The sequence below is a fragment of the Streptomyces thermospinosisporus genome (genome assembly GCF_039526425.1).
Lineage (GTDB): Bacteria > Actinomycetota > Actinomycetes > Streptomycetales > Streptomycetaceae > Streptomyces > Streptomyces thermocarboxydovorans.
Genome location: NZ_BAAAIZ010000034.1, coordinates 59906 through 83789 on the forward strand (window position 1 = coordinate 59906; position 23884 = coordinate 83789).

Here is a 23884-nt window from a genome sequence, read left to right on the forward strand (position 1 = left end):
CGCCGCGCCGGGCCTGGCTGCGGCCCTGGGCGCGGCGCGCCCGGGCCTGGGCGGCGCGCTGCTTGGCGTGGCCCTTGCGCATCTCGGCGGGGGGCGTGGGTCCCTTGCCTTCCAGGCCCCGGCGCCGCTTGCCGCCACTGCCGACCTGCGCGCCCTTCTTGCCGGACATGCGGCGGTTGTTCGCGGCCATGAGGTTTCCGTCTTTCGTGAAGTCGTGAAGTGAGGTGAGGTGGTGTGTGCGGGGTGGGCGTGGCTCAGCGCGGGCCCAGGCTCCAGCGCGGACCCTGCGGGCTGTCCTCGATGACCAGGCCCGTCTGGTTCAGCTGGTCGCGGATGGCGTCCGCGGTCGCCCAGTCCTTGCGGGCCCGGGCGGCCTCCCGCTGGTCGAGGACCATGCGCACCAGCGTGTCGACCACGCCGTGCAGGTCCGCGCCGCGGTCGCCCTCGCCGGCCCAGTGCTCGTCGAGCGGGTCCAGGCCGAGGACGCCGAGCATGGCGCGCACCTCGGCGAGGCGGGCGACGGCCGCTTCCTTGTCGTCGGCGGCCAGCGCGCTGTTGCCCTGCCGGACCGTGGTGTGCACCACGGCCAGCGCCTGCGGCACGCCCAGGTCGTCGTCCATCGCCTCGGCGAAGGCGGGCGGCACCTGCGGAGCCGGCTCGACCGGCCCGCCGGCCAGCTCGGTGACGCGCTGCACGAAGCCCTCGATCCGCGCGAACGCGGACTCGGCCTCGCGCAGGGCCTCCTCGCTGTACTCGATCATCGAGCGGTAGTGCGGGGTGCCGAGGTAGTAGCGCAGCACGATGGGCCGCCAGCGCTTGACCATCTCGGAGACCAGCACCGAGTTGCCGAGCGACTTGGACATCTTCTCGCCGCTCATGGTCACCCAGGCGTTGTGCACCCAGTACTGGGCGAACTCGTCGCCGTAGGCCTGGGCCTGGGCGATCTCGTTCTCGTGGTGCGGGAAGATCAGGTCCAGGCCGCCGCCGTGGATGTCGAAGGCGCTGCCGAGGTACTTGTGCGCCATCGCCGAGCACTCCAGGTGCCAGCCGGGACGGCCGCGTCCCCAGGGCGTCTCCCAGCTGGGCTCGCCGGGCTTGGCCGCCTTCCACATGGCGAAGTCGCGGGGGTCCCGCTTGCCGGTCTCCCCCTCGCCGGAGGGCTGCAGCAGGTTCTCCAGCTCCTGGTTGGACAGCTGGAGGTAGTCCGGGAAGGAGGTGACGGCGAAGTAGACGTTGCCGTCGGCCTCGTAGGCGTGGCCGCGCTCGATCAGGCCGCGCATCATCTCGACCATCTCGGTGATGTGGCCGGTGGCGCGCGGCTCGTAGGTCGGGGGCAGGCAGCCCAGGGCCCGGTAGCCCTCGGAGAAGGCCCGCTCGTTCTCGTAGCCGATGGCCCACCAAGGGCGGTTCTGCTCGGCCGACTTGGCGATGATCTTGTCGTCGATGTCCGTGACGTTGCGGATGAACGTCACCTCGTAGCCGCGGTACTCGAACCAGCGGCGCATGATGTCGAAGTTCAGACCCGAGCGGATGTGCCCGATGTGGGGTGCCGCCTGCACGGTGGCACCGCAGAGGTAGATCGAGACGCATCCCGGCTTGAGCGGGGTGAAGTCACGGATCTGCCGGGCGCGGGTGTCGTACAGGCGAATAGTCACGGCATCCAGGGTAGTGGGCTCGGGGGTGTGGGTGTGTCTCCGGCGGCCCGCAGGCCTCGGGCGGGTGCGGCGCGGCGGCTCCCGGCGGTTGACGCCGGGAGCCGGGCGGCCGCTTCCGGCGGTTCCCGGCCGCGGTGCCCTGGAGGTTCCCGGCCACCGGAGGTTCACGGCTGCGGTTCCCGGCCGTCGGGCCCGGAAGGCGCGGCGCCGATGCGGCGCGCCCGGCGCCGCGCCGGCCGGTCCGCTCACGCTGCCTGACGAGCCGGTCCGCTCACCGCGCCTTCCGGTCCGCTCACGCTGCCTGACGAGCCGGTCCGCTCACCGCGCCTTCCGGTCCGCTCACGCTGCCTGACGAGCCGGTCCGCTCACCGCGCCTTCCGGTCCGCTCACGCTGTCTGACGAGCCGCGTCCGCTCACCGCGCCTTCCGGTCCGCTCACCGCTCCCGGACGACCAGCGCCGTCGCCACCGCCATCAGGCCCTCGTCGCGTCCGGGAAAGCCCAGCCCGTCGGTGGTGGCGCCGGAGACCGACACCGGAGCTCCCGCCGCCTCCGAGAGGATCTTCTGCGCCTCGTCCCGCCGCTTTCCGATCTTGGGGCGGGGGCCGATGACCTGCACCGCGATGTTGCCGATGCGGAAGCCGGCCTCCCGCACGATCCGGGCCGCCTCGGTCAGCAGCGCCACCCCGGACGCGCCCGCCCACTCGGGCCGGCCCGTGCCGAAGTGCTGCCCCAGGTCGCCGAGGCCCGCCGCGGAGAACAGGGCGTTGCAGGCGGCGTGGGCGACGACGTCCGCGTCGGAGTGACCGGCGAGCCCCGGTCCCTCGTTCTCCCACTTCAGGCCGGCGCACCACAGCTCCCGGCCCTCCTCGAAGGCATGGATGTCGGTGCCGATGCCGACCTGGGGCAGCGGGAAGGGCTCAGAAGCCATCGTTGAGCCTCCTGCGCGCCAGCACCGCCTCCGCGAGGACCAGGTCGAGGGGGCGGGTGACCTTGAAGGCCTCCTCGTGCCCGGGGACGGTGACGACGGTGAGGCCGAGCTGCTCGACCATGCTCGCGTCGTCGGTGACGTCGCCGGTGACCGTCTCGTGGGCGCGCACCAGGGTCGCGCGGTCGAAGCCCTGCGGGGTCTGCACCGCGCGCAGCCGGGAGCGGTCCGGGGTGGCGAGCACCGGCTCGGGTTCGCCGGGGCTGGCCGCCGGCTCGACCTCCTTGACCGTGTCGGCGAGCGGCAGCGCGGGGACCACGGCGACGGCGCCGTCGCGCACCGCCTCGATCACGGCGTCCACCGTGTCCACGGGGACCAGCGGGCGGGCCGCGTCGTGGACGAGGACGATGTCGTAGCCCTCCGGGAGCGCCTCCAGGCCGGCCCTGACCGATTCCTGGCGGGTCTCGCCGCCGGGGACGACCAGGAAGTCGGTGCGCTCGGGCAGCGCGTGCGCGTCGAGCAGCGTCTTGACCTCGGCGGCGCCGTCGGGCGGGGCCACGACCACGACCAGGGAGACGGCACGGGAGTCGGCCATCGCGCGGATCGCGTGGACCAGCATGGGCAGGCCGCCGAGGGCGCGCAGCGCCTTGGGAGCGCCGGGCCCCAGGCGCACACCCCGGCCGGCCGCCGGGATCACGGCCGCCGTTCGGGGCGCCGGACGCGCCGGCACGGAGTTCGGCTCGGGCGCGGGGAGCGGATCGTCAGACATCGGTTCCTGTCAGGTTTGTGTGCTCGGGCTACCTGGGTATGGCCTGGGCGTAGCCTCCGCTCCGCAGCGGAGGGAGTGCCGGGCGTGACGATTTGGCCAGCCCCTTCCGTGACTCTGGTCGAGCCGGCCGCCCGGGGACGGCACACCGGATTCGGGGCGCGTGAAGGACAACACATTCTCCGGGTGCGAACATGCCGCAGCGCCCGGCGACATGTGCTGTGTCATCGGGCACCGCGGCATGATGGTGCGCTATGTGCTGTACGAGCGCGGCGCTGAGCGATCAGTTCCGCCTCGGGTCAGGAGGCGAGAACCTCGTCGAGCAGGGCCTCGGCCTTGTCCTCGTTGGTGTTCTCCGCGAGCGCGAGCTCGCTGACCAGGATCTGCCGCGCCTTGGCGAGCATGCGCTTCTCACCGGCGGACAGTCCTCGCTCACGCTCACGACGCCACAGGTCACGTACGACTTCCGCGACCTTGATGACATCGCCAGAGGCGAGCTTCTCCAGGTTTGCCTTGTAACGGCGCGACCAGTTCGTGGGCTCCTCGGCGTACGGCGCGCGCAGCACCTCGAAGACCCGGTCCAGCCCATCCTGACCGACCACATCACGCACGCCGACGAACTCCGCATTGTCCGCTGGCACACGCACCGTCAGGTCACCCTGGGCGACCTTCAGCACCAAGTAGGTCTTGTCCACGCCTTTGATCTGGCGAGTTTCGATGGCCTCGATCAGCGCGGCCCCGTGATGGGGATAGACCACGGTGTCGCCAACCTTGAACGTCATGTGACAGGTACCCCTTCCGTGGCTATCCAGGGTAACACGGATACGCCGTCATCTGAATGGCGTTTTCGCAGGTCAGGGCCATTCTCGGGGCTTGACAAGCGCAACATGAACGTGCTTCGCAGGCGGAGCGGAAGCAGGTATTCGCAGGTCGGAGCGCCTCTCCGGGCCAAGCGAAACGCCCACGTTACACGCATCCGGACGACCGCACGAGCGGCCGAACGTCCCTAAATGTCCGGTTCTCTGCGCTCGACTTCCGCTACTCCGTTCGGAGACCCGGGCCCCGTTCCGGACGAATCCCGAATTGATCACAGCGCCACATCGCAGCACCGATCATGGAGCCGATCACGCGCGCCCGAGGAGCACCGTGAGGAGACGCCGGTGATCGGCAGTGTGATCAATTCATGGAGGCTCCGGCGCATTCCCCGGAGAAATATGCGCCTGCTATGCGCCGGCTATCAGCCCGCCTTATGTGAAAGCCGGAGGAGTGAGCGCGGGTGCGCTCGAATGGCCGCCGGGGGGCGCGGCCCGGGTGGGGCTTGTCGGGGGAACGCCCGGCCACCGGGGAGGGTCGGGTGCGAGCCCGCGGGAACGGCTCGGTAACCTAAGGCCGCTGACAGACGCTTACCGACCCTTCAGGCGGCTTTACCGTCGCCACGCTCGAGTCAAGGAGTTGCCGCCGCCGTGAGCAGCAGCCTTCGACGCGGCGCCCTCGCCGCCGCCGCCATCGCAATCTCCATCGCCTCGCTCTCCGCGTGCGCGGCCGGCAACAACGCGCAGACCCTGCAGGTCAAGCCGGACAACGCGGCGACGACCGTCGGCAACATCAAGATCCAGAACGCCACGATCATCACCCCGGCCGAGCGCGAGTCCACCGGCCCGTCCGTGGTCTCCGCCACGCTCTTCAACGAGGGCGACACCCCCGAGACGCTGGAGTCGATCACCGTCCCGGGCACCGGCAAGACCGCGCGGCTCTCCCCTGCGAAGGGTCAGAGCCTGACGATCCAGCCGGGCGGCCGACTGATCCTGGGCGGCAAGGACAACGCCTCCGCGGTGCTGCCGGCCAGCCGCGAGAGCATCCAGGACGGCAACATCCAGAAGATCACCTTCACCTTCAGCAGGACCGGTGACGTGAGCCTGGGAGCCTTCGTCTTCCCGGCCGAGCACTTCTACAAGGAGTGGGGCCCCAGCGAGGAGCCCGCCGCTGCGGGCGCCACGACCGAGCCGTCGGCCAGCGCCTCCGGCGAGGCCTCGAAGTCCCCGGAGGCCGGGGAGTCGGCGGGTGCCGGCGAGTCCGCCGGGGCCGAGGAGTCCGGCGCCCCGTCGGGCACCCCGTCGGACGCGGCGTCCGCGAGCCAGCAGGCCGGCTGACCCGCATCACGGACAGCGGGCAACGGGCAACGGACAACGGACAACAGGGGCGGGACCCGTTTCGATCGGGTCCCGCCCCTGACGTTTACGGGTCCGGCGTTCCAGCTGCGCGTTTCACCGGCCGGGGTGGTCCGGCCGGGCGTCTCACCGGCCGGGGTTCCGGGCCGGGCATCTCACCGGTTCGGATGTTCCGTTTCGGGGCCCCTCACCGCCCCGCGGCTCAAGGCTCGAACTTGTAGCCCAGCCCCCGGACCGTCACCAGGTAGCGCGGCGCGCCCGGGTCCGGCTCGATCTTGGCGCGCAGGCGCTTGACGTGGACGTCGAGGGTCTTGGTGTCGCCCACGTAGTCGGCGCCCCAGACCCGGTCGATCAGCTGCATCCGGGTGAGGACCCGGCCGGCGTTGCGCAGCAGCATCTCCAGCAGGTCGAACTCCTTCAGCGGCAGATCGACCTTGGTGCCGCCCACGGTCACCACATGCCGGTCGACGTCCATGCGGACCGGGCCGGCCTCCAGCGCTGTCGGGGCCGTCTCCTCTTGGCCGTCGCCGCGGCGGCGCAGCACGGCACGGATACGGGCGACGAGCTCGCGGGAGGAGAAGGGCTTGGTGACGTAGTCGTCGGCCCCTATCTCCAGGCCGACCACCTTGTCGATCTCACTGTCCTTGGCGGTCACCATGATCACGGGGACGTTGGAGCGGCCGCGCAGCTGGCGGCACACCTCGGTGCCCGGCAGCCCGGGCAGCATCAGGTCGAGGAGGACGAGGTCGGCGCCGTTGCGCTCGAACTCGTCGAGTCCGTCGGGCCCGGTGGTCGCGACGGCGACCTCGAAGCCCTCCTTGCGGAGCATGTACGACAGGGCGTCGGAGAAGGACTCCTCGTCCTCGACGACGAGCACTCGGGTCACGGAAGGACCTCCGGGGAGGGAAGCGTTTCGTACGCGGTTGTGTCGGACGGGACAGCTGGGTGGGGAGAAGCGGAAGCCGAGGGGGAAGCGGGACGCGGTTGGCCGGCCTCACCGTCGAGGCGGCCGGAGCCGACGTGGTCGTCGTGGTGGTCGTGGTGGTCGTGGTGGTCGTGGTGGTCGTGGTCGTCGTAACGGTCGTGGTGGTCGGCGCCCTCGAGGTCGTCGGAACCGTCGCGGTCGGTCTGCCGCCGGCCGGTGCGTGCACGTACCGACCCGGCCTCCGGCAGTCGCAGCGTAAACGTCGAGCCCTGGCCCTCGGCACTCCATACCGTGACCTCCCCGCCGTGCGAGGCGGCCACGTGCTTGACGATCGCGAGGCCGAGGCCCGTACCGCCGGTGGCTCGGGAGCGGGCCGGGTCGACGCGGTAGAAGCGCTCGAATATGCGCTCCTTGTCCTTGTCGGAGATGCCGATGCCCTGGTCGGTGACCGCGATCTCGATGAGGTCCCCGCCGGGCTGGGGGACCCTGCGGGCCGTGATGCCGACGCGGGTGCGGGCGGGCGAGTAGTTGACGGCGTTCTCGACCAGGTTGCCGAGCGCGGCGGCCAGCTGCCCGCGGTGTCCCCACACGGCCAGGTCGCCGTCGCTCTCCCGGCGCCCGTCGCCGCTCTGCTCGGCGCCCTCGGGCACCCCCACGTTCGAGACCATGGTGATCTGCTTGGTGCCGGCCGCGTGCCGGCAGCGGTCGACGGCCTCGGCGACCAGCTCGTCCACCCGGACCGGCTCGGCGTCCTCCAGCGGATCGTCGTTCTGCACCCGGGAGAGATCGATGAGCTCCTGCACCAGGTTGGTGAGCCGGGTCGCCTCGATCTGCATCCGCCCGGCGAAACGCTGCACGGCCTCCGGGTCGTCGGCGGCGTCCATGACCGCCTCGGAGAGCAGGGAGAGCGCGCCGACCGGGGTCTTCAGCTCATGGCTGACGTTGGCGACGAAGTCCCGCCGCACCGCCTCGATCCGGCGGGCCTCGGTGAGGTCCTCGACCAGCAGCAGCACCAGCCGGGAACCCAGCGGGGCCACCCGTGCGGACACCGCGAGGGCCTCGCCCCGCCCGGTGCCGCGCCGCGGGAGGTCCAGTTCGACCTGCCGTATCTCGCCGTCGCGCCGGGTGTCACGTGCCATCTTCAGCATGGGCTCCACAGCGAGCTTGCCGCCCCGGACCAGCCCGAGGGCGTAGGCGGCGGAGCTGGCCTTGACCACGTCGTCGGTCTCGTCGAGGACCACGGCGGAGGAGCGCAGCACGGACAGGACGGTGTCCACGCCCGGTGGCAGCACCGGGTCGGTGTGCAGGGAGCTGCGGGTGGGGCGCTTCTGCTCGCGCTCACTGAACCGGAACGCGAGCATGGCGATGACACCGGTGAGCACCCCGGCGATCGCTGCCGCTGCGGCGACCGCCGCGTTCACGTCCATGCCTCCAGGTTAGGCACGGTCCCGGCGGCGCCCCCAGCCGCCGAGGGCGGTACTCGAACACTCGTCGCCCAGAGTTCACCTGGGCGCCAGGGACGGTTCATTCGAGGTGACGGAAACGGACGCGTGGCGCACGGACCGTGGGAGCGTGGGAAGGAGCCCCGGCGGCCGGGCACGGGCCGGCGCGCCCCGGACGACCCCGTTTCGGCCCTGCCCGCCCCCGTCCGGACCCCGAAAACTTTGGACCCGAAACCTTTGGACCCGAAACCTTTGGACCCGAAAAGACGCACCCCCTAAAGACGCACCACCCCGAAAAGACGCACCACCCCGAAAAGCCGCACCACCCCGAAGAGACGCACGAGAGGAAGCCTGATGCGGGACGCGTACCACGAGGAACTGGATTCGATCGGCGACGGCCTGGTGGAGATGGCCCGCCTGGTCGGATCGGCGATCGGGCGCGCCACGACCGCCATCCTCGACTCGGATCTGAAGCTGGCCGAGAGCGTGATCGAGGCCGACCAGAAGGTCGACGAGCTCCAGCACGATCTGGAGGCCCGGGCGATCGCCCTGCTGGCCAGGCAGCAGCCGGTCGCCACCGACCTGCGGATAGTCGTGACCTCGCTGCGCATGTCGGCCGACCTGGAGCGCTCCGGCGACCTCGCGCAGCACGTGGCGAAGCTCGCCCGGCTGCGCTACCCGGCGCACGCGGTCCCCGCCGACCTGCACGCGACGATCCTGGAGATGGGCCAGCTCGCCCAGCGGCTGATGGCCAAGGCGGCGGAGGTGATCATCACCAAGGACGTCGACCTGGCGCTCCAGCTGGAGCAGGACGACGACGCGATGGACCTGCTGCACCGCACCCTGTTCCAGCACCTGATGGACGACCGCTGGAAGCACGGCATCGAGACGGCCGTCGACGTCACGCTGCTGGGCCGCTACTACGAGCGCTTCGCCGATCACGCGGTGTCGGTCGCCAAGCGGGTGGTGTACCTGGTAACCGGTGAGCACGCGGACGAGATCCAGGCGGCGGATATGCAGCAGGAGATCCAGGCGTAGGAGCTCCGGGCGCAGGAAGTTCTGGACGCAGGGAGATCTGGGAGCAGAGGGATCGGAGCGCGCGGCGCTCCCGTCCGCCGGTGGCACGGCACCCGGTGTCCGATCCGCCAGGGCGTGCGGCCGACCGGTCAGGGCGCGTACGAGCCTCAGTGCGCCGTTGATGCGCCCGGTCGGGCGGGCTTCCAATGAGCACAGACACCGGCGTCGAGGAGGGACCCATGTCCGAATCCCCCAGCACCACGCCCGACCCCACGCAGGACCGCGAGACCGAGCAGCCCGCCGAGATCAGGAACCTCACCCTGATCGCCGCTTGCGGCTGCGGCTCGGGGTGCGGCTGCGGTTGCCAGTCGGGCAACCCCTGCCAGTGCGGCTGACGCCGCAGGTCTCGTTCCGCAAGATTTCTCGCTCACCACACGCGCACGGCACCTGAGGACCCCGCGCCGGACGGCCGGGGTCCTTCGGCATGCCCCCGGCGCCTCCCGGGACCATGATGGAAGAAACGGCAGAAGCTGACCGCACCCAGCGGATGGCTCCAGCGAACTGCTTCTGACGGCGTAGCCGAGAAGGAAGGTGTCGGCCATGACGCGCTTCATGGATGTCCACCACGGCGCTCACGGGGTCACGGAGGACCAGCTCAGGCAGGCGATGAAGGCCGAGGCCGAGCTGGAGCAGGAAGAGGGCGTCCGGTTCCAGCACGTCTGGGCCGACCCGGAGTCGGGCACGGTGTACTGCCTCACCGAGGGCCCGTCCGCCGACGCCGTCCAGCGCGTCCACGAGCGCAGCGGCGGCTTCCGCCCCGACGAGATCCACCCGGTCCCGCTCTCCCTGTGAGCGTCCCCTGATCCCCTGGTCCCCTGGTCCCGTAGGACTGCCCTGATCCTCAGGACGCACCGACCTCGGACCGCGCCGTCCCCTGCCCGCCCTTGGCGGCATCGTCCGCCGGCTCCTCCTCCGGCAGCCGGCGCGCCAGCACCGCGTACCCCGCACCCGCGACGGTGCCGAGGCCCGCGCACGCGCCCCACAGCCACCCGGCACCCGCCCGGTCGATGACGAAGCCCGACATCAGCGGGGCGACAAGGGCTGCCACCGCCCAGGACATGGTGTACATGCCCTGGTAGCGCCCGCGCCCGTGCACCGGGGACAGCCGCACGACGAGCCCCGTCTGCGTGGGCGCGTTCACGATCTCGGCGAGGGTCCACACGCACACGGTGAGGGCGAAGACGCCGACCGACCCGGCGAAGGCGGTGAGGCCGAAGCCGTACCCGGCGAGCACCGAGGAGATCACCAGCAGCCGCACGGGGTCGCGGTGCTGGATGAAGCGGGTCACCGGGATCTGCAGCACCACGATGAGCACGCCGTTGACCGCGATGGCGAGCCCGTAGTCGGCCGGGGAGAACCCGGCCAGGCCCATCGCCACCGGCAGCCCCACAGACGCCTGCTGGAAGATCAGCGCGATGAGGAAGGACAGCCCGACGACGCCCATGAACCGCCCGTCGCGCAGGACGGTGCCGAGCGAGACCGAGTCCTCCCGGGCGATGGTCTCGGCGCTGCGCACCGGCCGCGACTCGGGCAGCTTCACGAACACCACGACCGCGCAGACCAGCGTCATCGCGGCCTCGATCAGGAACCCGGCGAGGTAGCTGTGCTCGGCGATGAAGCCGGCCGCCATCGAGGAGACGGCGAAGCCGAGGTTGATGGCCCAGTAGTTGAGGGAGAAGGCGCGGATGCGGTCCTCGGGCCGCACGATGTCGGCCATCATCGCCTGCACGGCCGGGCGGGAGGCGTTGGAGGCCATGCCGACGAGGAAGGCGACGGCGGCGATCGCGACCGGGTGGTGCACGAACCCGAGCGCGGCCACGGACACGGCGGTCGACACCTGTGCCACCAGCAGCGTGGGCCGGCGCCCGAGCCGGTCCGTCATCACCCCGCCGCCGAGCGACGAGATCACACCGCCCAGCCCGTGCAGCGCGGCGACCAGACCGGCGTAGGTGGCCGAGTAGCCGCGGTCGAGAGTCAAGTACATCGCCAAGAAGGTGGCGACGAAGGCACCGAGCCGGTTGACCAGGGTGCTGGTCCACAGCCACCAGAACACCGGGGGCAGCCCCGACACGGTCTCCCGGACCGCCCGCCTTACACGCACGACGGCAGACATGGAACCCCCCGCTGGACGGACGAAGCTCCCGAGAGGCCGTGACTGGAAACCCCGAGGGAGCCGTAAGCGGCATAAACAGCGGACACAACTTACAAACACTCCCCGGCCGGGACCACTCAATTAACGGATCCCGTCAACCGTCCGCCCAGCGGGCAGCCCGCGCGGGGGACACGGGCCGTCGATTACGCTCGGCCCCATGGCCGACGCACCGTACAAGCTGATCCTCCTCCGCCACGGCGAGAGCGAGTGGAACGAGAAGAACCTGTTCACCGGCTGGGTGGACGTCAACCTCACCCCGAAGGGCGAGAAGGAGGCGACGCGCGGCGGCGAGCTGCTCAAGGACGCCGGTCTGCTGCCCGACGTCGTGCACACCTCCCTCCAGAAGCGCGCCATCCGCACCGCGCAGCTCGCCCTGGAGGCGGCGGACCGCCACTGGATCCCGGTCCACCGCAGCTGGCGTCTGAACGAGCGCCACTACGGCGCCCTGCAGGGCAAGGACAAGGCGCAGACGCTGGCCGAGTTCGGCGAGGAGCAGTTCATGCTGTGGCGCCGCTCCTACGACACCCCGCCGCCGCCGCTCGACCGCGACGCCGAGTACTCCCAGTTCTCCGACCCGCGCTACGCGACCCTCCCGCCGGAGCTGCGCCCGCAGACGGAGTGCCTGAAGGACGTCGTCGTCCGCATGCTCCCCTACTGGTTCGACGCGATCGTCCCCGACCTCCTCACCGGCCGCACGGTCCTCATCGCCGCCCACGGCAACAGCCTGCGCGCCCTGGTCAAGCACCTGGACGGCATCTCCGACGCCGACATCGCGGGCCTGAACATCCCCACCGGCATCCCCCTCTCCTACGAACTCGACGCCGACTTCAAGCCCCTGAACCCGGGCGGCACGTACCTCGACCCGGAGGCGGCGGCCGCGGCGATCGAGGCCGTGAAGAACCAGGGCAAGAAGAAGTAGCCTGCGCGATCATGCCCCTGAGCTGCGCAGACGGCGCGACTCAGGGGCATTTTCACGGTCCGGGCCCTCGCTGGGCCCTCAGGCCCCCGGGTCATGCGGCCGGAGCGCTCGCCCGAGAGCCTTCCGTGCCCGCTCCCGGCTGCTCGGCATGAGGTGCGCGTACACCTTGAGAGTCAGTCCCGGGTCCGAGTGCCCGAGGTACTCAGCGAGGGCCTTGATGCTCTCCCCGGCGTCCAGGAGCACGGACGCGTAGAAGTGCCGTAGGGCGTGCATCCCGTGTTCGCGGGCGGCGGCATGCTGGCGACTCTTGGCCTTCGGGATGACGCCCGCCTTCGCGAGCGCGGGCTTCCAGTGATCCTCGTTCAGCGACGTACGCCAGATATGCCCGCCGTTGGGGCCTGTGAAGATGAGCCGCCGGGTCACCGGCTGGCCGTTCGCTCGCATCCAGGGAAGCGTGATCTCCACGGGCGGGAACCGCTTCATGTGCTCCTGTAGCGCCTCAGCCACAGGATCGGGGAGCGGGGATTCCCTGAAGAAGTGAGCCGGGCCCGCCGCTGGACCCGCGACATCCTGCGCGGCTCTCCGTTAGCCGAAGACGCCGAACTGATCGTGAGCGAGCTGACGGTCAGCCGCCGTCGTCAGGCATTGGCCGCCGCTACAGGTAGCGTGGCTGGCAGCGAAGCACACGCATGCCTAGTCGGCCGACGTACCCGGGCTGTCGTCGGCAGAGGTCCGGACTGGGCGCGTCGAAGGCGCCGGCCGTCGAGTTCCCCGGCAAGACCCAGGGCAATAGAAAGCTAAGCGTCCACGCACAAGCCTGCTGCCTGCGGTTCCGCCGCTGGTAGGGGCCTTTGCGCTGCCTCTGGGCCGGCTCAGGGCAAAGGCCAGCACAGCACCAGCCGTATCTGGACCGGCTCGGGACCAGCGGGCACCTCTAGGTGCCTGGCCTGGGCTCGGCAGAGCTGGAGGTCCCGGGCGCCGCGAGGCTTCGGCCTCCGGGGAGGAGTGCAGCCGCGCCCAGGCCGCCCAGGCCGATGGCGGCGAGGGTGATCATCGCTGCGGCGTAGGCGCCCGTGGTGAGTCCGGCGACGAGGATGGTGCCCGCGATGGCCGTTCCGAAGGACGAGCCGAGGTTGGACACGCTGCGGGAGAGGCCCGAGATCTCGCCCTGCTGTTCCTCGGGGAAGCTCGACTGGACGACGTTGACGGAGGGGGTCAGCATCACGCCGAGCCCGAGACCTATGAGGAGCAGTCCGGGGACGAACGCCCAGGCCGTGGAGAAGCTTCCGACCAGGGTGATCAGGACCGCGACACCGGCGAGGGTGACGGCGAAGCCGGACATGATGAGGGTGCGCTGCGGGTGCCGGCGGGCGAGGCGCTCGGCCGACAGCGACGTGGCCAGCAGACCGAGGGTGGCCGCCGTGAAAACGACTCCGGTCTGGATGGCGTCGTAGCCGCGTACGACCTGGAGGTAGGCGGCCACCGTGAAGGACGTGCCCATGAGCAGCAGCCATTGGATGTTCTGTGTGGCGAGACCCAGGTTGGAGGTGCGGCTGCGGAAGAGGCTCAGGGACAGCAGGGGTTCCCGGCCGGAGGCCTCCTTGGCGCGCGCGGAGCGGAAGAACCAGCCGAGGACCAGGGTGCCCAGGACGAGCAGAGCGACCGTGAGCCAGACGTTGTCGTCCGCGGCCAGGATGCCCAGGACGACGAGGACGAGGCCGGCTGCGGAGAGGACCGCGCCGGCGGTGTCGAAGGACCGAGTCGGGTCCGGCGGCAGCGGGTCGTCGATGCGACGGCTGAGCAGGACGATCACCGCGATCACCAGGGCCTGGAACACGAAGGCGGCACGCCAGCTGATCGCCGTGGTGATCAGTCCGCCGATCAGCGGCCCGGCCGCCGCTCCGATGCCGCCCAGGGCCATGACGACCCCGAAGGCCCGGGCGCGGGAGGTGACGTCGGGGTGGAGGAGGGTCGTGAGGATGTACACGGGCGGGATCAGGAGCGCCGTACCGATGCCTTCGAGGATCGAATTGCCCACGATGAGGACGCCGAGCCCCGGGGCGGCCGCACTCAGCAGGGCGCCGATCGCGTAGACGACCAGACCTGCCATGAAGCAGCGTTTGCGGCCGTAGCGGTCGGTGAGTTTGCCGCCGGGGATCATCAGCGCGGCCATCACCAGGAGGAAGACGGTGATGGCCACCTGAACGCCTTGGACGCTGGTGTCCAGGTCCTCGCTGATGTCGTTGATCATCACGTTCATGTTGGAGCCCGCGAAGCTGCAGATGAACTGGGCGAGCGCCAGGGCCGCCAGCACGAGCCTCTGGTTCGCCGGCTTCCTCGTCCCGGTCGTCTCAGGCACCGGCCCGGCCCCCGCCCATGTCCTCGTCCGGCACGGTGAGACCACGTGTCGCCGGATGCCCGTGATGGCCCGGGCGAGGTGAGGTCTGAGCCTTCGCCAGCTCCTCGTCGAGTGCCATGGCGGCGGTGACCAGGGCGAGGTGGGTGAACGCCTGGGGAAAGTTGCCGAGTTGCTCGCCCGAGGGGCCGATCTCCTCGGCGAAGAGGCCGACATGGTTGGCGTAGGTGAGCATCTTGTCGAAGGCGTGCCGGGCCTGGTTGAGCCGGCCGCTGCGGGCGAGTGCCTCGACGTAGAAGAAGCTGCAGAGATTGAAGGTCCCCTCGGAGCCGCGCAGGCCGTCGGGAGAGGCTGCCGGGTCGTAGCGGTAGACGAGGCTGTCGCTGACCAGTTCCTCGTCCATGGCGTCCAGCGTGCTCAGCCAGTCGGGGTCGTGAGGGGAGACGAACCCCACCCGCGGCATCAGCAGCAGCGAGGCGTCCAGGACGTCGGTCTCGTAGTGCTGCACGAAGGCCTGCCGCTTGTCGTGCCAGCCGCGTTCGACGATCTGGCGGAAGACCGTGTCGCGCGCCTCGGTCCAGCGGGTGATGTCGGCCGGGCGGGAGAACGCGGTGGCCGCGCGGACACCCCGGTCGAAGGCCACCCACGTCATCAGCCGGCTGTAGGTGAAGTCCTGGCGCCCGCCGCGGGTCTCCCAGATCCCTTCGTCGGGCTGGTCCCAGTGGCCGGCGAGCCAGTCCAGTACGTCACTCAGAGCCTTCCAGCCGCGGATCGCACCGATGTCCCCGCCCACGATCAGCGCGTCGCACGCCTCGCCGTAGATGTCGAGTTGCAGCTGGTCCGCCGCCGCGTTGCCCGCACGCACCGGGCGTGAGCCCCGGTAGCCCTCCAGGTGGTCGAGCGTCTCCTCGGTCAGGTGCGGATCGCCGTCGACCCGGTACATGATCTGGAGGGGATCCGCCGAGGACGCGTCTCTGGCCCGGATGCGCTCGCGAAGCCACCTGCGGAAGGCGTGGGCCTCCTCGTGGAAGCCCAGGTCGATCAGCGCCCGCACGGACAGTGATGCATCCCGGACCCATGTGTAGCGGTAGTCCCAGTTGCGCTCACCGCCGATCTGCTCGGGCAGGCCCATGGTGGCGGCGGCGATGGGTGCCCCGGTGGGGGCGTACGTGAGCAGTTTGAGGATGATCGCCGACCGGTTCACGATGTCCTGCCAGCGCCCCCGGTACGTGCACGAGCGCAACCACGACAGCCAGTAGGCACGGCAGGTCTCCAGGTCGTCGGCGACGCCTTCCAGCGTCGGCCGGGCAGGTACCGGGGCACCGCCGGGCGTGCTGGTGAGCACGACCGCCGCCGCCTGGCCGGCGGAGAGGGTGAAGCGGGCGCTGATGTCGCTGCCGTCCTCGCGGAAGACGACTCCCGGCGTGGACTGCAGGTGCAGGTCCGTTCCCGGGCCACGGAAGACGACCGCGTGCTCGTCGGTCCGGGTCAGCGTGTGGGTGGCGCGGCCGTAGTCGAAGCGCGGCTGGCAACTGAGCGCGAAGGGCAGACTGCCCCGGACAACCCGTGCCACCCGCAGCAGCCGATGAGTCCCCGTCGGGGCGGAGGCACCACTCGGCACCATGAAGTCGGCCACCTCACCGACCCCGCCGGGGGCCATGAAACGGGTGACGAGTATGGCGGTGTCGGACAGATACAGCTGCCGGACGGTCATGCCGTCGCTGCCGTCGCTGCCGGGCAAGTCCGCGGCCAGGCGGCAGTGGCCACCGCGTTCACCGTCCAGGAGGGAGGCGAAGACACTGGGCGAGTCGAAGCGGGGCGAGCACCACCAGTCGACGGTTCCGTCGGACGACACCAGGGCAGCCGTCTGGAGATCGCCGACCATGCCGTGCTCGGCGATGGGCGGATAGCGGGTCACCTGATCCCCCCTCTTCGGCCGGGAACACCGACATGGCATGGGGATGGGGGCATCGGGGCAGCCATGCCGGACCTGTGCACGCCAAGCGTTCAGCAAGCGAGGCACCGTCACCTCACCCCCTGCGGGTGAAACCCCGCTCGGTCGTGCCGGCTGTCGCCGGATCCAGCAAGGAGTCGGGCGGACGGCATGGGTGATCTGTGGGTGATCTAGGGTGTGGCGATGCAGCCTTCCCCGTCGCCGCGGATACCGGCGAGCGAACTCCGGCCCGGTCGTCACTGGTACGTGACGGCGGCCGTGATCTCTGTCGTGTCGATCGTGCTGGGCATGGTCATCGCCGTCCAGCAGTTCAAGAGCGTGATCGACGCCGTGGACACGGGCAATCAGTTCGCCGATGGCAAGACCGTCACCCTGCGGCTCGATCCGGATGACGAGAAGGCGATCTGGCTCGAGGACAGGATCGGGCCGTCCCGGCCGACGTGCGTCATCTCCGGTCCGGGCGACCCCGCCCTCACCACCCCCGGTATCGACGTGTTCCTCACCCGCGACGAGACCTGGAACCCGCTCTACAGCATCGAGGTGTCGCAGGCGGGCGACTACCGGATCACCTGCGACTCCGAGAGGCCGTCCCAGTACGCCATCGGAGACCTCGGCGGCCTCGTCACGTTCGGGGGCTGGCTGCTGCTGGCCGTCCTCCTCCCGCTGTTCGGAGTGGGCGTCGGCATCGTCATCGTGCTGGTCACCGCGTTCCGCCGCAGGGGTCATCGCAAGCGGCTGCTGGCCGAGCACTACGGTGCGCGGACTGGATCTGAGAGTTCGTCAACTTCAGTTTGAGCCACCCGAGGAAGCCTCGCCGAGCGTGATCGTGGCTGATTGCGCTGCGCGCGGAGCTTCCTCGCGCGGGGAGGGCGGCGGGAGTTCGGTGGGAGTTCAGTGGGCGAAGGAGCCGCCCAGGTCCTTGTAGGACAGCTTGAGGGTGTTGACCGTGAAGGTCTTGCTGCCCGTGCCGGTGGTGCCGGAGGGGGAGCCCTTGAGGAGGTGGACCATGCCGTGGCGGGTGTTGTCGAGCCAGTCGTTGGTGTCGACGAGGAGGTCGGCACGGCCGTCGCGGGTGTAGTCGGTGAGTTTGAGGTTGCGGCCGAAGCGGTCGTCCTGTTCGATGGCGCCCGCGATGCCGGGGGTGTTCTGGTCGAAGGACTTGGCCCCGGTGCCGGACAGGCCGCCCGCGCGCCCGTACAGGACGGTGACCATGCCGCCGTCGCGCTTGCCCGCCAGGTCCTCGCCGTAGGCGCCGACCGCCAGGTCCGCGTAGCCGTCGCCGTTGACGTCGCCGGCGGCGACCGCTCCGCCGAAGTAGTCCTCGTTCTCGGAGGCGCCCGGGACGCCGGGGGTGTCCTGGGTGATCTTCACCGGCTTGCGTGAGGTGTTGGGGCCGGTGGAGCCGCCGTACTGGATGGTCACGTAGCCGCGGCACTTGTCGGGTTCCTCGTAGCCGCGGGCGAGGGCGAGGTCGCCGTAGCCGTCCTTGTCGAAGTCGCCGATGGCGGTGAGGGAGGCGCCGTACTGGTGGCCGCCGTCGTCCGGTATGCGCAGCTGCCCGGCCCGCCGGGTGAAGTCGGCGCCGCCGCGGTGGAAGTAGGCCCGCAGGTCCACGTCGCCGGTGTTCTCCCAGAGATCTCTGCCGATGATGTAGAGGTCGGTGGCGCTGTCGGCGGTGACGCGGCCGGCGGCCAGCTGAGCGGCGTGCAGGTAGCCGTAGCTGCCGCCCAGTGACTCCCAGCCGCTCTTGCCGCCGGTACGGGTGAAGGGGCCCTTGAAGAGGACGACTCCGGCGCTGCTGGCGCTGGTCGCGGCGAGGTCCTGGTCGCCGTCGCCGTCGAAGTCTCCGGCCACTACGTCCTCGCCGAAGGAGTCGCCCGAACCGGGGTACTCGGGTGCGATGGGCGAGTGGAAGACGGTGCCCGAGCCGAGGCCCTTCCGCCCGCCCCAGACGATGGTAAGTCCGCCGCGGAACTTGATGTCCCCGACGGCTTCGCCCGGGGAGGCCACGACCAGGTCGGCGTAGCCGTCCCGGTCCAGGTCGGCGCTGGTCGCCGCGAAGCCCCACTGGTCGCCCTTCTCCACCGCGCCGGGTATGCCGGGCGAGTCCTGGTGGATGGTCTGGACGCGGGTTCCGGGGCCGCTCGACGTGCCGTAGACGACCGTGAGGCGGCTGTCCTTGCCGTGGGTCCCGCCGAGCAGGACGACGTCGCGGTAGCCGTCGCCGTTGAAGTCGTCGGCGTACTTGGCAGTTGCGGCGGACGCCGGGGCGGGCGCGAGGAGGAGCGGCGAGCAGAGGGCCGTCACGAGGGCCGCGGCCGCGGCGAGTGCGGTGCGTGAGGAGGACATGATTCTCCGTGGTCCTGGAAAGCGTCCTGAAGATTGGAGACGAACGCTGAGCTGCGATCTTGGACGCGCCGGGATCACGGATGGTTGTACGCGGTCAAACGCGGTCAAGCGCGGTCGGGAAGCGTGCTGCGCGAATGGCAGTGGCGCACGGGGGGGATGCACTGTGCAGTGGACGGACGAGGTGGAGGCTGTCGCCACGGCCGTGGGAAGTACGGCCGCGCTCATCGGTCTTGTCGCGGTGATCGTGCAGCTGCGGCATCTCGCGGAAGGGCTCCGGGCATCCGCCCGTCGGGCCACTTACGACATCGGGGTCCAGATCAAGCTGATCCTCATCGAGCACCCCCACCTGCGCCCCTTCTTCTTCGACAACATGCCGGTCCCGGCCGGTCACCCCGACGCCGGCCGGATCGTCTCACTCGCCGAGCTCTACTGCATCTACTTCCAGGAGATCGCGGAGCAGTGGCACAACGTGAGCCCGCGGAACCGAGACGCCTGGGAGTCGCTGGTGCGGTCCATGTACCGGTCGAGTCCCCCGGTCCGGGAGCAGTTCGAACGCCGGCTCTCCTGGTACTCGACGGAACTGCGGGAGTTCGTGGAGCGGCTGCAGTGTGAGCCGGCGCCGGGGTGAGCCCGGAGCAGCTTCGTGGCAGGTTTCAGGGGCAGCTCACGGGTGCATCCGTGCCCCCTTCAGCACCTTGTCCACCGCGTTCCTCGGTCCGTACACCGCGAGGCCCACAAGGTCCAGGTCCTGCGTCCGCACCGCCTTCACCGCCGCGCGGTTGTCCGTGTCGTTGCCCGTGCTGAAGAGGTCGCCGGTGAAGACCGCGCGGGGCAGGGCGCGGGAGAGGGCCTTGGCGTGGGCCGCCGTGAGGGTCTCCTTGGTGCCCTCGAAGACCAGCACCGGCTGGCGGAACATCGGCAGGTAGGGGACGCCGTCCGCGTCCTCGTAGGGTTCGCCGATCACCTCGGGGAGCTGGGTGCCGAGGCCGCTGACCAGGAAGGCGGTGACGTTGAGGCGCTGCCAGGTCTCCAGGTCCTCGCGCAGCAGTACGGCGATCTTGGTGTCGAAGCGCGTGCTCATGGCGTCGAGCGTGCCCGGCGCCCGGCGCGGCGGTCTTGTACGTTCTTTGCATGGGCGCGCAGACAGCCCCCCAGCCCAGCGAGCAGCCAGCCCTCCAGCCCAGCGAGCAGGCGGCGCGCGGAGCGGCGGCTGCCCGGCGGCAGCAGCAGGTGTCCGCCTGGCGGCCCCGCGTGCCCGGTGTCGTCGAGGTGTTCCACGCCCGCTTCACCGAGTACGCCTATCCGATGCATGTGCACGACGCCTGGACGCTGCTGATCGTCGACGACGGCGCCGTGCGGTACGACCTGGACCGGCACGAGCACGGCACCCCGCACGACACGGTGACGCTGTTGCCGCCGCACGTTCCGCACAACGGCGCCCCGGCCACGGCGGACGGCTTCCGCAAGCGGGTGCTGTATCTGGACGGCGGAGACGGCAGCCTGCTGGACGACCGGCTGATCGGGGCTGCGGTGGACCGGCCCGAGGTGCGGGATCCGCTGCTGCGGCAGCGGGTGGCGCAGGTGCATGCCGCGCTGGTGCACCCGGGCGACGAGTTGGAGGCGGAGAGCCGGCTGACTCTGATCGGGGAGCGGCTGCGCGCGCATCTGCGTTCGCGGCCGGACATGCCAACGCTCCGGCGGGATCCGGTGCTGGCGCGCCGGCTGCGGGAGTTGCTCGACGCGCAGGTGGTGGAGGGGCTGACCCTCGACGAGGCCGCCCGGCGGCTGTCGGCCCATCCCGCGCATCTGGTGCGGGCGTTCAGCGGGGCGTACGGCATCGCCCCGCACCAGTACCTGATGTCCCGGCGGGTCGGGCTGGCCCGGCGGCTGCTGCTGGAGGGCGGCTCACCGGGCGAGGTGGCGGTGGCGGCCGGTTTCTACGACCAGGCGCATCTCACCCGGCACTTCCGCAGGCTGGTGGGGGTCACTCCGGGGCGTTATCGCCCGCGGGGGCGCTAGTCCCCGGGGAGGCCATTCCTCGGGAGTTCGCGGGGGAGGCTAGTCCTCGGAGGCCGTGGCACCCTCGGGGCCGGCGGCGTCCGAGCGCCGGGTGAGGTGGGCGAAGGCCTCCAGGTTGCGGGTCGGCTCGCCGCGGGAGACCCGCCACTCGTACTCCTTGCGGATGGCGGTGGCGAAGCCCAGCTCCAGCAGGGTGTTGAAGGCGCCGTCGGCCGCCTCCAGGACCTGGCCGAGCAGGCGGTCGATCTCCTCGGCGGTGACCGCGGCCAGCGGCAGCCTGGCGGTGACGTACACGTCGCCCATCGGGTCCACGGCGTAACTGACGCCGTAGAGCTTGAGGTTGCGCTCAAGGAGCCAGCGGTGGACGCCGGACTCGTTCTCGTCGGGGTGGCGGATGACGAAGGCGTTCAGCGACAGCGAGTGGCGTCCGACGATGAGGGAGACCGTCGTGGACAGCTTGCGGGTGCCGGGGAGGGTCACCACGAAGGAGCCGGGAGCCGTGCTCTCCCATGCGAGGCCGGCGTCCTTCAGGGCCGCCTCGATCACCTGCGCCGCTCTCTGGTCGTCCTTCTGAGCGTCCTTCTGATCGTCCTTCTGATCGTCAGCCATGGTGCGAGCGTACGTGACGGCGGTGCGCGTGGGTCGCGGCCGTGTACACGTCGGCGGTGGTGGCGGCGGCCCTGTCCCAGCCGAAGGACTGGGCGTGCCGGGCGGCCGCGGCGCCCATGCGGGAGGACAGCTGGGGGTCGTCGGCGAACCGGCGCAGGACGCGGGCGTAGGCGGCCGGGTCGTGGCCCTGGATCAGGAAGCCGGTCTCTCCGTCCCGCACGGCGACCGGCAGGCCGCCGACGGCGGCGGCGAGCACCGGTGTTCCGGTGGCCTGGGCCTCTATGGCGACCAGGCCGAAGGACTCGCTGTAGGAGGGCATGACCAGCACGGAGGCGGCGCGGAACCAGTCCGCGAGCTGGTCCTGGCCGACCGGCGGGTGGAAGCGCACCACGTCGGCGATGCCCAGGCGGGCGGCCAGCTTCTGCAGCCCTTCCGGCTTGGCGAGGCCGCTGCCGCTGGGGCCGCCGACCACGGGCACGCACAGCCGGGAGCGCAGTCCGGGGCGCTCGGCGAGCAGCACGGCGACCGCGCGGAGCAGCACGTCGGGGGCCTTGAGGGGCTGGATGCGGCCCGCGAAGAGCGGGATCAGCGCGTCCTGGGGCAGGCCGAGGCGGGCGCGGGCGGCGGCGCGGCCGTCGGCGGGGCGGAAGCGGGCGAGGTTCACGCCGGGGTGGACGACGGCGACCTTGGCGGGGTCGGCGCCGTAGTGGTGGACGAGTTCGCCGGCCTCCTCGTCGGTGTTGGCGATCAGCCGGTCGGCGGCGGCGACGATCTGGGTCTCGCCGATGACGCGGGCGGCGGGCTCGGGGGTGTCGCCGTCGGCCAGGTTGGCGTTCTTGACCTTGGCCATGGTGTGCATGGCGTGCACCAGGGGCACGCCCCAGCGCTGGGCGGCGAGCCAGCCGACGTGGCCGGAGAGCCAGTAGTGGGAGTGGACCAGGTCGTAGTGGCCGGGGCGGTGGCCGGCCCAGGCCTGCATGACGCCGTGGGTGAAGGCGCACAGCTGGGCGGGCAGGTCCTCCTTGGCGAGCCCCTCGTAGGGGCCGGCGTCGACGTGCCGGACGAGGACGCCGGGGGCGAGTTCCACGGTGGGCGGGAGGGCGGCGGCGGTGGCGCGGGTGAAGATCTCGACCTCGATGTTGATGGCGGCGAGGCGCTGTGCGAGTTCCACGATGTAGACGTTCATGCCGCCGGCGTCGCCGGTACCGGGCTGGTGCAGCGGTGAGGTGTGCACCGAGAGCATCGCCACCCGGCGCGGCCTGCGGTGCAGGCGCAGCCGGGGGTGGGCGGTGGGGGAACGCCTGCCGAGCCTGGCGATGTACTGGCTCACGGGCGTTCCTCCTCGCTGCGGGCAGGCCTGGCTGCGGAGGGGGTACGGCTCCTCCGGTGGGTGAACAGCGGAAGGGCACCGTCCCATTTCCGTGCAGCCACCACGGAACGCTTCTTTGCCGAATCATTACCGGTCATCGCTCAACCGTTCGAGATCGGGGTGCGTAGCGCCGGGCGGGGAGAGAAGGCGGGGGGCGCTCCGCCCGGTCCGCGTACCCCCATACCCTCGTACGTATGACAGCCCGCGCCCTTCCCCTCCCCCACGCCCGGCTCCGGTCGCGCGGGAGGGCCCCCGTCGTGGGGAATGTGACGCGGGGGACCACCAACCCCAACCGGCTGCGCCGCATGGACCGCTGGATCGTGGCCACGCACGGCGCCGAGCTGCGCCGCGTCGCCGATCCGGTCGCCGTCGACCTCGGCTACGGCGCGGCCCCCTGGACGGCGGTCGAGCTGCTGCACCGGCTGCGCGGGGCGGCCCCCCGCACCCGTGTGGTGGGCGTGGAGATCGAACCGGCCCGGGTCACGGCCGCCCTGCCGTACGAGCGCGAGGGGCTGCGCTTCCGGCACGGCGGCTTCGAGATCCCGGTCTCCGGGCGGCCGGTGCTGGTCCGGGCGGCGAACGTGCTGCGCCAGTACGACGAGTCCGAGGTGGCCGGCGTGTGGCAGCGCCTGTGCGCCCGCCTGGCGCCCGCCGATCCGGCGACGGGCTCCCGCGGCGGGCTGCTCGTCGAGGGGACCTGCGACGAGATCGGGCGCCGGCACGTGTGGGTCGCCCTCGGCCCGGAGGGACCGCGCACGGTCACCTTCGCAACCCGGCTCGCCTCCCTCGACCGCCCCTCCGACCTGGCGGAACGCCTGCCGAAGGCGCTCATCCACCGCAACGTCCCGGGCGAGCCGGTGCACGCCTTCCTGCGCGACTTCGACCGCGCCTGGGCCGCCGCCGCGCCCTACGCCTCCTACGGCGCCCGCCAGCGCTGGATCCGTGCCGTGCACGCCCTCTCGACCGACTGGCCGGTCACGGACCGGCCGGTCCGGTGGCGACAGGGCGAGGTGACGGTGCGCTGGGAGGCGCTGGCGCCGCGCGCGTGAATGCTTGGCGGGTGTGAGGGTGCGCGAACGCTGCACGGGTGAGGGTGCGCGAACGCTGCACGGGCGTGAGGGTGCGCGCGCGTCGGGCGCCGTGGGGGTGAGACTCCGCGCGCCTGGGCCGCCTGGGCCGCCTGGACCGTTCGGCTCGA

At 71.2% G+C, this 23884-nt stretch carries 22 protein-coding genes and 2 pseudogenes; 9 read left to right on the plus strand and 15 right to left on the minus strand.

The features are described 5' to 3' along the window. The 5 genes and pseudogenes from ABD207_RS13695 to ABD207_RS13715 all read right to left on the minus strand — a co-directional run. Positions 1–190 (minus strand): annotated as a pseudogene (locus ABD207_RS13695) (23S rRNA (guanosine(2251)-2'-O)-methyltransferase RlmB); the annotation flags it as partial. A 64-nt stretch (positions 191–254) separates the two neighbouring features. Further along, positions 255–1655 (minus strand): cysteine--tRNA ligase, encoded by a 1401-nt coding sequence (gene cysS, locus ABD207_RS13700; protein WP_344012860.1) that lies wholly within the window; start codon positions 1653–1655, stop codon positions 255–257. Between the two features lie 434 nt (positions 1656–2089). After that, complete coding sequence (ispF, locus tag ABD207_RS13705; protein WP_344012862.1) at positions 2090–2584, minus strand: 2-C-methyl-D-erythritol 2,4-cyclodiphosphate synthase; 495 nt, start codon at positions 2582–2584, stop codon at positions 2090–2092. Further along, complete coding sequence (ispD, locus tag ABD207_RS13710; RefSeq protein WP_344012864.1) at positions 2574–3350, minus strand: 2-C-methyl-D-erythritol 4-phosphate cytidylyltransferase; 777 nt, start codon at positions 3348–3350, stop codon at positions 2574–2576. Before ispD ends, ispF begins: the two co-directional genes overlap by 11 nt. Positions 3351–3646: 296 nt before the next feature. Further along, the gene (locus tag ABD207_RS13715) at positions 3647–4129 is read right to left on the minus strand and encodes a CarD family transcriptional regulator (RefSeq protein WP_003953493.1); all 483 of its coding nucleotides are present in this window, start codon (positions 4127–4129) and stop codon (positions 3647–3649) included. 681 nt (positions 4130–4810) lie between these two features. On the opposite strand from ABD207_RS13715, the gene ABD207_RS13720 reads away from it, so the two are divergent. Next, positions 4811–5497 carry a DUF461 domain-containing protein gene (locus ABD207_RS13720; RefSeq protein WP_344012865.1) on the plus strand — a complete coding sequence of 229 codons (687 nt, stop codon included), beginning with the start codon at positions 4811–4813 and terminating at the stop codon, positions 5495–5497. A gap of 220 nt (positions 5498–5717) precedes the next feature. Here ABD207_RS13720 and phoP read toward each other — a convergent pair whose 3' ends face one another. Both phoP and ABD207_RS13730 read right to left on the minus strand, forming a co-directional pair. Beyond that, the gene (gene phoP / locus ABD207_RS13725; RefSeq protein WP_486388835.1) at positions 5718–6392 is read right to left on the minus strand and encodes a two-component system response regulator PhoP; all 675 of its coding nucleotides are present in this window, start codon (positions 6390–6392) and stop codon (positions 5718–5720) included. A gap of 5 nt (positions 6393–6397) precedes the next feature. Continuing rightward, positions 6398–7867, minus strand: coding sequence for a sensor histidine kinase (locus ABD207_RS13730; protein WP_344012869.1), 1470 nt, complete (start codon positions 7865–7867; stop codon positions 6398–6400). Positions 7868–8236: 369 nt separating this feature from the next. On the opposite strand from ABD207_RS13730, the gene phoU reads away from it, so the two are divergent. The 3 genes from phoU (at position 8237) to ABD207_RS13745 (ending at position 9751) form a co-directional block, all read left to right on the plus strand. Continuing rightward, positions 8237–8920 carry a phosphate signaling complex protein PhoU gene (gene phoU / locus ABD207_RS13735; protein WP_344012871.1) on the plus strand — a complete coding sequence of 228 codons (684 nt, stop codon included), beginning with the start codon at positions 8237–8239 and terminating at the stop codon, positions 8918–8920. Positions 8921–9138: 218 nt separating this feature from the next. Next, positions 9139–9294, plus strand: a complete 156-nt coding sequence (locus ABD207_RS13740) for a hypothetical protein (protein WP_167998742.1) — start codon at positions 9139–9141, stop codon at positions 9292–9294. Positions 9295–9499: 205 nt separating this feature from the next. Further along, entirely contained in the window at positions 9500–9751 is a 252-nt protein-coding gene (locus ABD207_RS13745) for an SCO4226 family nickel-binding protein (RefSeq protein WP_344012873.1), read from the plus strand. Between the two features lie 49 nt (positions 9752–9800). Here ABD207_RS13745 and ABD207_RS13750 read toward each other — a convergent pair whose 3' ends face one another. After that, entirely contained in the window at positions 9801–11072 is a 1272-nt protein-coding gene (locus ABD207_RS13750; RefSeq protein ID WP_344012875.1) for an MDR family MFS transporter, read from the minus strand. A 196-nt stretch (positions 11073–11268) separates the two neighbouring features. On the opposite strand from ABD207_RS13750, the gene ABD207_RS13755 reads away from it, so the two are divergent. After that, positions 11269–12030, plus strand: coding sequence for a phosphoglyceromutase (locus tag ABD207_RS13755; protein WP_344006986.1), 762 nt, complete (start codon positions 11269–11271; stop codon positions 12028–12030). A 78-nt stretch (positions 12031–12108) separates the two neighbouring features. On the opposite strand, the pseudogene ABD207_RS13760 reads toward ABD207_RS13755, so the two are convergent. The 3 genes and pseudogenes from ABD207_RS13760 to ABD207_RS13775 form a co-directional block, all read right to left on the minus strand. Beyond that, positions 12109–12561 (minus strand): annotated as a pseudogene (locus ABD207_RS13760) (tyrosine-type recombinase/integrase); the annotation flags it as partial. A gap of 403 nt (positions 12562–12964) precedes the next feature. Beyond that, positions 12965–14389, minus strand: a complete 1425-nt coding sequence (locus tag ABD207_RS13770; RefSeq protein ID WP_344012877.1) for an MFS transporter — start codon at positions 14387–14389, stop codon at positions 12965–12967. Beyond that, the gene (locus ABD207_RS13775; RefSeq protein WP_344012878.1) at positions 14382–16304 is read right to left on the minus strand and encodes a glycoside hydrolase family 15 protein; all 1923 of its coding nucleotides are present in this window, start codon (positions 16302–16304) and stop codon (positions 14382–14384) included. The genes ABD207_RS13770 and ABD207_RS13775 overlap by 8 nt, the downstream gene beginning before the upstream one ends. 219 nt (positions 16305–16523) lie before the next feature. Here ABD207_RS13775 and ABD207_RS13780 point away from each other — a divergent pair, with 219 nt between their 5' ends. Next, positions 16524–17135: a hypothetical protein gene (locus tag ABD207_RS13780; RefSeq protein ID WP_344012879.1), complete on the plus strand. Its 612-nt coding sequence runs from the start codon at positions 16524–16526 to the stop codon at positions 17133–17135. Between the two features lie 96 nt (positions 17136–17231). On the opposite strand, the gene ABD207_RS13785 is transcribed toward ABD207_RS13780, so the two are convergent. Continuing rightward, positions 17232–18689 carry an FG-GAP and VCBS repeat-containing protein gene (locus tag ABD207_RS13785; protein WP_344012881.1) on the minus strand — a complete coding sequence of 486 codons (1458 nt, stop codon included), beginning with the start codon at positions 18687–18689 and terminating at the stop codon, positions 17232–17234. Between the two features lie 163 nt (positions 18690–18852). Here ABD207_RS13785 and ABD207_RS13790 point away from each other — a divergent pair, with 163 nt between their 5' ends. Then, complete coding sequence (locus tag ABD207_RS13790) at positions 18853–19317, plus strand: hypothetical protein (RefSeq protein ID WP_344012883.1); 465 nt, start codon at positions 18853–18855, stop codon at positions 19315–19317. A 36-nt stretch (positions 19318–19353) separates the two neighbouring features. Here ABD207_RS13790 and ABD207_RS13795 read toward each other — a convergent pair whose 3' ends face one another. Beyond that, positions 19354–19770 (minus strand): DUF2000 family protein, encoded by a 417-nt coding sequence (locus tag ABD207_RS13795; RefSeq protein ID WP_344012885.1) that lies wholly within the window; start codon positions 19768–19770, stop codon positions 19354–19356. A 50-nt stretch (positions 19771–19820) separates the two neighbouring features. Between ABD207_RS13795 and ABD207_RS13800 the strand changes: the two genes are divergently transcribed. After that, positions 19821–20708 carry a helix-turn-helix domain-containing protein gene (locus ABD207_RS13800; RefSeq protein ID WP_344012887.1) on the plus strand — a complete coding sequence of 296 codons (888 nt, stop codon included), beginning with the start codon at positions 19821–19823 and terminating at the stop codon, positions 20706–20708. A 39-nt stretch (positions 20709–20747) separates the two neighbouring features. Here the strand turns inward: ABD207_RS13800 and ABD207_RS13805 are convergent, their stop codons facing one another. Both ABD207_RS13805 and mshA read right to left on the minus strand, forming a co-directional pair. Beyond that, entirely contained in the window at positions 20748–21317 is a 570-nt protein-coding gene (locus ABD207_RS13805; protein WP_344012889.1) for a type III secretion system chaperone family protein, read from the minus strand. Then, positions 21310–22647, minus strand: coding sequence for a D-inositol-3-phosphate glycosyltransferase (gene mshA / locus ABD207_RS13810; RefSeq protein WP_344012891.1), 1338 nt, complete (start codon positions 22645–22647; stop codon positions 21310–21312). Before mshA ends, ABD207_RS13805 begins: the two co-directional genes overlap by 8 nt. A gap of 296 nt (positions 22648–22943) precedes the next feature. On the opposite strand from mshA, the gene ABD207_RS13815 reads away from it, so the two are divergent. After that, positions 22944–23735, plus strand: coding sequence for a class I SAM-dependent methyltransferase (locus ABD207_RS13815; protein WP_344012893.1), 792 nt, complete (start codon positions 22944–22946; stop codon positions 23733–23735). Positions 23736–23884 lie beyond the last annotated feature (149 nt).